Source organism: Massilia sp. MS-15 (assembly GCF_020176695.1).
Lineage (GTDB): Bacteria > Pseudomonadota > Gammaproteobacteria > Burkholderiales > Burkholderiaceae_D > Telluria > Telluria hydrophila.
Genome location: NZ_JAIWIA010000080.1, coordinates 1 through 5,702, shown reverse-complemented (window position 1 = coordinate 5,702; position 5,702 = coordinate 1). Strand labels below are relative to the sequence as shown.

5 protein-coding genes, 1 rRNA gene and 3 pseudogenes are annotated in these 5,702 nt (G+C 66.6%); 3 read left to right on the top strand and 6 right to left on the bottom strand.

Going from position 1 to position 5,702, the window contains the following annotated elements:
* Both rrf and LCI23_RS20260 read left to right on the top strand, forming a co-directional pair.
* Positions 1 to 107, top strand: a 5S ribosomal RNA gene (rrf, locus tag LCI23_RS20265); the annotation flags it as partial.
* A gap of 85 nt (positions 108 to 192) precedes the next feature.
* The gene (locus LCI23_RS20260) at positions 193 to 771 is read left to right on the top strand and encodes a GMC family oxidoreductase N-terminal domain-containing protein (protein WP_224948256.1); all 579 of its coding nucleotides are present in this window, start codon (positions 193 to 195) and stop codon (positions 769 to 771) included.
* A gap of 37 nt (positions 772 to 808) precedes the next feature.
* On the opposite strand, the gene LCI23_RS20255 is transcribed toward LCI23_RS20260, so the two are convergent.
* A complete protein-coding gene (locus LCI23_RS20255) occupies positions 809 to 985 on the bottom strand; it encodes a hypothetical protein (protein WP_224948255.1) in 177 nt (58 codons plus the stop codon).
* A 197-nt stretch (positions 986 to 1,182) separates the two neighbouring features.
* Here LCI23_RS20255 and LCI23_RS20250 point away from each other — a divergent pair, with 197 nt between their 5' ends.
* A complete protein-coding gene (locus LCI23_RS20250; RefSeq protein ID WP_224948254.1) occupies positions 1,183 to 2,493 on the top strand; it encodes a metallophosphoesterase in 1,311 nt (436 codons plus the stop codon).
* A 159-nt stretch (positions 2,494 to 2,652) separates the two neighbouring features.
* Here the strand turns inward: LCI23_RS20250 and LCI23_RS20650 are convergent.
* The 5 genes and pseudogenes from LCI23_RS20650 to LCI23_RS20225 form a co-directional block, all read right to left on the bottom strand.
* Positions 2,653 to 2,727 (bottom strand): annotated as a pseudogene (locus LCI23_RS20650) (bifunctional adenosylcobinamide kinase/adenosylcobinamide-phosphate guanylyltransferase); the annotation flags it as partial.
* A gap of 130 nt (positions 2,728 to 2,857) precedes the next feature.
* A pseudogene (locus LCI23_RS20240) lies at positions 2,858 to 3,062 on the bottom strand (cobyrinate a,c-diamide synthase); the annotation flags it as partial.
* Positions 3,062 to 3,690: pseudogene (cobO, locus tag LCI23_RS20235) on the bottom strand (cob(I)yrinic acid a,c-diamide adenosyltransferase). The pseudogenes cobO and LCI23_RS20240, both read right to left, overlap by 1 nt.
* Positions 3,687 to 4,460 carry an ABC transporter ATP-binding protein gene (locus LCI23_RS20230; protein ID WP_224948253.1) on the bottom strand — a complete coding sequence of 258 codons (774 nt, stop codon included), beginning with the start codon at positions 4,458 to 4,460 and terminating at the stop codon, positions 3,687 to 3,689. The pseudogene cobO and the gene LCI23_RS20230 overlap by 4 nt, the downstream one beginning before the upstream one ends.
* A 1-nt stretch (position 4,461) precedes the next feature.
* Positions 4,462 to 5,481, bottom strand: a complete 1,020-nt coding sequence (locus LCI23_RS20225) for an iron ABC transporter permease (protein WP_224948252.1) — start codon at positions 5,479 to 5,481, stop codon at positions 4,462 to 4,464.
* Positions 5,482 to 5,702: the final 221 nt, after the last annotated feature.

Below are 5,702 nucleotides of genomic sequence, written 5' to 3'. Positions count from 1 at the left end.
GACCATAGCAAGTCGGTCCCACCCCTTCCCATCCCGAACAGGACCGTGAAACGACTTTGCGCCGATGATAGTGCTGCAACCAGTGTGAAAGTAGGTTATCGTCAGGCTAGTTATATGCAAAAGCCCGCTCAGAAGATCTGAGCGGGCTTTTTTGCGTTTGCACGCAGAGCCGGCTGCTCGGCAGCGCCGAACGTGCTCACCCGCGCCTTCATCGATGCCGCCGTGGAGGCTGGTTATGAGCTCAACCCGGACTTCAACGGTCCCATCCAGAAGGGCGTCAACTGCTATGAGGTGATGCAGAAGAACGGCGAGCGCTCGAGCGCTACACGTGCCTACCTGCATCCCGTGTTACGGCGCCCGAACCTCACCATGCATACCGGCGCCCATGTCGTTCTACAGCTGGAGGGGAAGCGGGCCACCGGCGTCGATTATCTCATGCGTGGACGGCCCACGACCGCCTTCGCCCGGCGCGAAGTCGCGGTGTCAGCCGGCGCCATTAATTCGCCGCAGCTCTTGCTGCTGTCGGGAATCGGACCGGAGGGCGGTCTGCAAGAGCACGGTATCCCGGTCCGAGCGACAGGAGCAGTGGATAATTCCAGGGCACGACGATGCCGGCCCACGTCCAGCGGCTGCGGCATCAGCCGGGCCGTGCCCGGCCAGAACTTGAAGCCGGGGCGGCGGCGCCGGGGCCGCATTCAGCGTGGACCGTGCCGCAGCGAATGGGCGATTCCGTCGCGCAGCGGATTGACCTCGAGCAGCTCAGTCTCGTGACGCGAGCGGTGTCCAAAGTCCTCGCTGATCGCCGCCGCTAGCGCATCGCGGTGTTCCAGTACCAGGCTGTGCAGCCGCTGCGGGCGGTCCGCACGCAGGCCCAGGGCGCCGGCGGCGCCGCGCGGGCGCGCTGCTGTCCGAAAATGCCGGACAGCGTGGAAGGCACTGCTGCGCTACCGGTCCCGGACTGGATGACCACGGTGCTCGGTTCCATGCCGCCATTCTGGGAAGCTGCTGGGAGCGCATTTGAGAAATATCAAGCCGTCACGGTTTGCCTTCGCCGGTACTGCAGGGATGCTCCCAATCCGGCCTGCATAATGAGCCAGTCGCCATGGGTAATGTCGTATGCAGGTGTGCAGTACAGGGCAGGCCCGGGCTACACTCCTGCTTTATTTCCTGTGGAAAATAGCAATGAAAAAGACGCGCACGTATCTCATCCGCAGCATCCTGGTACTGGGCGTGTTGTTGCTTGTCGCGTTCGGGCTTGCCCTGTCGAACGCCCGTATCGAGCTCACCGAGGCCGGCGTCCACAAGCGTCTCCTCATCCCTCTTGGCGGTGCCGGGATGGCGGGCATCCATACCTATGCCGGCACCGGCGACCACGTGCGCCTGCCGGGCTTCCTTGATGGGCCGGTAGTACGCCGGAGCGCGGACGGCAGCTGGGCGGCGACCTGGTATTGCGAAGGCGAGGTCCAGCGGCAGAGCGGAAAGGGAGGCGACCTCGTGGTCGACTGCGCCGGCACGCGCCACCAGTTCCCGGTATCGCGGTCGCCGGCCGTGCCCGACGCCGTCTTCGATACGCAAGCGGACACCCTGGTGCTCAGCGATATCGAAGGCAACCTGCGCTTTCTCGACGCTTCCCTGGTGTCGCTCGGGGTCACCGATGCCGCCGGCAACTGGCGCTATGGCCGCAACCACCTCGTCATTGCCGGCGACGCGGTCGACCGCGGCCGCGACGCGTTCGCCGTGCTGTGGCGCCTGTACGCTTTGAGCCTGCAGGCGCAGGATGCCGGCGGGGCCGTGCATTTCGTGCTGGGAAACCACGAACAGTATGTGCTGCGGGGCAACATCTCACGCGCCAACCGCGACCACCTGCATGCGCTGGCCCGGATGGGCGGGCACGTGGACGCATTCGGTCCCGATACGCTGATCGGCCATTGGCTGCGCCTGCAGCCCGTCATCATCAAGAACGGGCCTGCCGTGATCACCCATGGCGGCGTCAATCCGCTGGTGGCCGATGCCGGCTTCACCGTCAAGCACCTCAACACCGCGATGCGGCGCTACTGGGCCGGCGACATGCCTGGCAAGGCGGAACTGGACGCGGTCATCGGCCCGGCCGGCCTGACCCAGTACCGGGGCTATCTGGAAGACGGCGAAGACCGGTACGCGCGCGCGACCGATGCGCAGATCGGCGATGTGCTCGCCCACTTCGGTGCGAAGACGATCGTCGTCGGACATACGCTGGTCGACCGTGTCACCGCCCTCCATGGCGGCAAGGTATGGGCCGTCGACGTCAACAGCAATACGGCGCGGTCCGAGGCGCTCCTGCTGCGCAACGGCGAAGCGACGGTGGTGCCGACCGGCGTCGCCAGGGGGCTTCCCGAGGACGGTGGACGCCGTCCGACCCGTCCGTTCAGCCTGTTCGCGGCGTCGGACCTCGCAATGCTCAAGGGCCTGGTGCTCTCGAACTACGCGCTGTCGCGGATCCCCCAGCCTTATTGAGCGGTTGATTCTCATTGCATGAGCGCCAGCAGCCTGTTCATTACGGGCGTCTGGCGCCGGCGATGCGCTCGATGCTGGCCTCAGGCGCTGCGGGGAGCAGTGTTTGCGCATTACGGCCGCCAGCAACAGTTCTTCCTCGACCGTCCGCCAGTGGGCTGGGCGGCGTTCGCGGTGGAAGGCAATGCGCGCCGCCATTTCGGTGTCGCCCGCGCGCGCGGTGGCGACGTAGACGATTTCCTTGCCGGAATCCCTGGCCAGCCGTTCCGCATGGCCGCTTGCCGGAGCGGGTGCCGTCGAGTATCAGGGTATCTCATGGAGCTCCTCCGTTGAACAGCGCCGCGATGGCGGGCAGGTTGGACGGGAAGTACAGGTCGAGGGTGTGAACCGGCGCGCCGGATGCACGTTCCAGCAGCATCGGGTCGATGAAGTCCGGCCCGCACTTGAACACCCGCACGCGCAGGCCCTGGCGCAGCAGCTTGCACGCCAGGGCGGCGGTGACGCTGGTCTTTGCCCGGGCCCGGAGCCACTGCCGCGACCAGCACGGCGCGTGCGCCCGCGTCCCGGTTCATCACCACTCCGTCCCAGCCTTCGCGGCGATGCCCCCCTTGAAGGCGTGCTTGACCACGTTCATCTCGGTCACTGTGTCGGCCACCGCCACCAGTTCGGGCGGCGCGCCGCGGCAGGTCATCTCCACGTGCTGCATCACCGGGCGGTCGAGCAGGTCGGCGATGACGGTGTGCACGTCGAGGTATTTGTCTTTCAGAGCGATGTTCAGCTCGTCCAGCACCACCATGCCGCAGGCCGGGTCGCGCAGGAACTCCGCGCCTGCTCTCAGGCTTGGGTCGCCTTGGCGATGTCGCGCTCGCGGGCCTGGGTCTCCCAGGTGTAGCATTCGGCCATCGCGTGGAAGCTGACTTCGTCGGGGAAGCGGCGCAGGAATTTTTCCTCGCCGGTGGACAGGGCGCCCTTGATGAACTGGACCACGCCGACCTGCATGCCGTGGCCGAGCGCGCGCCACCATGCCGAACGCGCTCGAGCTCTTGCCCTTGACCTTGTCGTTGCCGGTGTTGACGATGACGATGCCGATTTCCTTGTCGGTGCCGCGATCCTGGTGTCAATGACGGCTTTCTTGCGTTCCATGCGCGGGCGGTGGCGCTCGTGCAGCGCTTGGAGCTCTTCCTGGTTCATGTCATTCATGTCATGGACTCATCGGGGAGGAAAATGCGGCGGCCGCCATGCTCGATCATTTCGATCGGGTGGCCGAGGTAGTCGCCCAGCAGCGCCGGCTGCATCGTGTCGGCGACGGCGCCGGCCAGCCAGCGGCCATCGCCATGCAGCAGCAGCGCATGGGTGGAAATGCGGTAGGCAAGGTTCAGGTCGTGGCCGATCATGACCACGGTCCTGCCCTGCTCGCGGCACAAACTGGACAACAGGCCCATGCAGCTCACCTGATGCGCCAGGTCGAGCGCATTGGCCGGCTCATCGAGCAGCAGCAGCGGGGTGTCCTGCGCCAGCAGCGCGGCAATGGCGACGCGCTGGCGCTCGCCGCCGGACAGGGTGCGCACGTCGCGGGCGGCCAGATCCGCCACTTCCATTACTTCCAGGGCCGCCATGGCGGCCTGGTGGTCGTCGCTGTCTTCCCAGTAGCGCTTGTCGTGGTAGGGGTGGCGCGCCGACAGCACGGTTTCGATCACGCTGTACGAGAACGCATCGTGGCGCGACTGGGCCAGGAAGCCGCGTGCACGCGCCAGCTCCTCCGGCTCCCAATCGCCGAGCGGGCGGCCGCCCACCGCCACGGCGCCGGCGCTCGGGCTGCGCAGGCCGGCGAGCGTGCGCATCAGGGTGCTCTTGCCGGCGCCGTTGCGGCCGATGATGCTCCAGCATTCGCCGGGACCGGCCGCCCAGTCGAGCTGCCGCACCAGGCTGCGGTTGCCGACGGTGATGTCGAGCGATTCGGTGCGGATCATCTCAGCTCCTCAGCCGGTGCAGTTGGTACAGGAAGACCGGCGCGCCGATGATCGCAGTGATCGCGCCGACCGGCAGTTGCTGGGGCGCGATGACGGTGCGCGAAAGGGTATCGCACAGTACCAGGAAGCTGCCACCGGTGAGCACCGCCGCCGGAATCAACACGCGGTGGTCGGGCCCGAAGGCGAAGCGGCAGGCGTGGGGGACGATCAGGCCGACGAAACCGACCGAGCCCGCGCTGGTGACGGCGCTCGCGGTCAGCATGCCCGACACGAAGAACAGGCCCTTGCGCAGGCTGCCGACCTGGATGCCCAGCGTGGCGGCCGCCTCCGCATGCAGCGCGACCACGTTCATGGCGCGTGCGCTGCGCAGCGCGTACACCATCGCCGCGCCGAGCACCAGCCAGGGCGCGAAGCGCAGCGGCGCCCCGGCCAGGTCGCCGATCATCCAGAAGATCATGCTGCGCAGCCGGCCTTCCGGCGCGATCGACAGCATCAGGGTCACCAGGGCCATGCAGGCCGAAGACAGGATCACGCCAGTGAGCAGCAGCATCGAGGTGCCGCCTTCAAGCGCCAGCCCGCCGCGCAGATCGCGCCGGGCCAGCAAATAGAGCAGCATCGACACCGCCACCGCGCCGGCCAGCGCGGCCATATCGACCACGATGGCGCTCGCCATCAGGAGCAGCGCCAGCAGGGCGCCGGCCGAGGCGCCTGCCGAGATACCGAGTACAAAGGGATCGGCCAATGGATTGCGCAGCAGGGCCTGCATCATCACGCCGGCCAAGGCAAGGGCGGCGCCGGTGACGAAAGCCGTCAGCGCGCGGCCGGCGCGCAGTTCGAGCAGCGACGCCGCGAGCGAACTTTCTCCTCGCGCCAGCTGGCGCAGGGCATCCGGCATCTCGGTCAGGGGCAGGGCGATCGAGCCCGTCATCCCGGCGAACAGCAGGCTGGCAAGGGCGCACAGCATTAGCGCGACGACGACGCACAGGGCCCGGCGGCGCTGCGATTGAATGGGGTGATGCATGCGTCTCCTTACGCCAGGTGCAAGCAGCAAAACGCGCACATTATAAGTAGACATCCCGGTCGAGGAGGAAAAAATGCGACGCTTTTTCGCGATGCAGGCATTGCCAGTGTCGTCACGCTTTGCTATAGTCTTGTTCCTCCGACGCACACCGCAGCTTTTAAAGCAGCGACAGCGAAAGAGGCGAGGAGTTGACGAGTTAAGCGAAACATTGCATAATCTCA

Excerpts from the sequence above, each read along its gene's own strand:
- LCI23_RS20255 (WP_224948255.1), bottom strand. The coding sequence starts at position 985 with ATGGAACCGAGCACCGTGGTCATCCAGTCCGGGACCGGTAGCGCAGCA.
- LCI23_RS20250 (WP_224948254.1), top strand. The coding sequence starts at position 1,183 with ATGAAAAAGACGCGCACGTATCTCATCCGCAGCATCCTGGTACTGGGC.
- LCI23_RS20230 (WP_224948253.1), bottom strand. The coding sequence starts at position 4,460 with ATGATCCGCACCGAATCGCTCGACATCACCGTCGGCAACCGCAGCCTG.
- LCI23_RS20225 (WP_224948252.1), bottom strand. The coding sequence starts at position 5,481 with ATGCATCACCCCATTCAATCGCAGCGCCGCCGGGCCCTGTGCGTCGTC.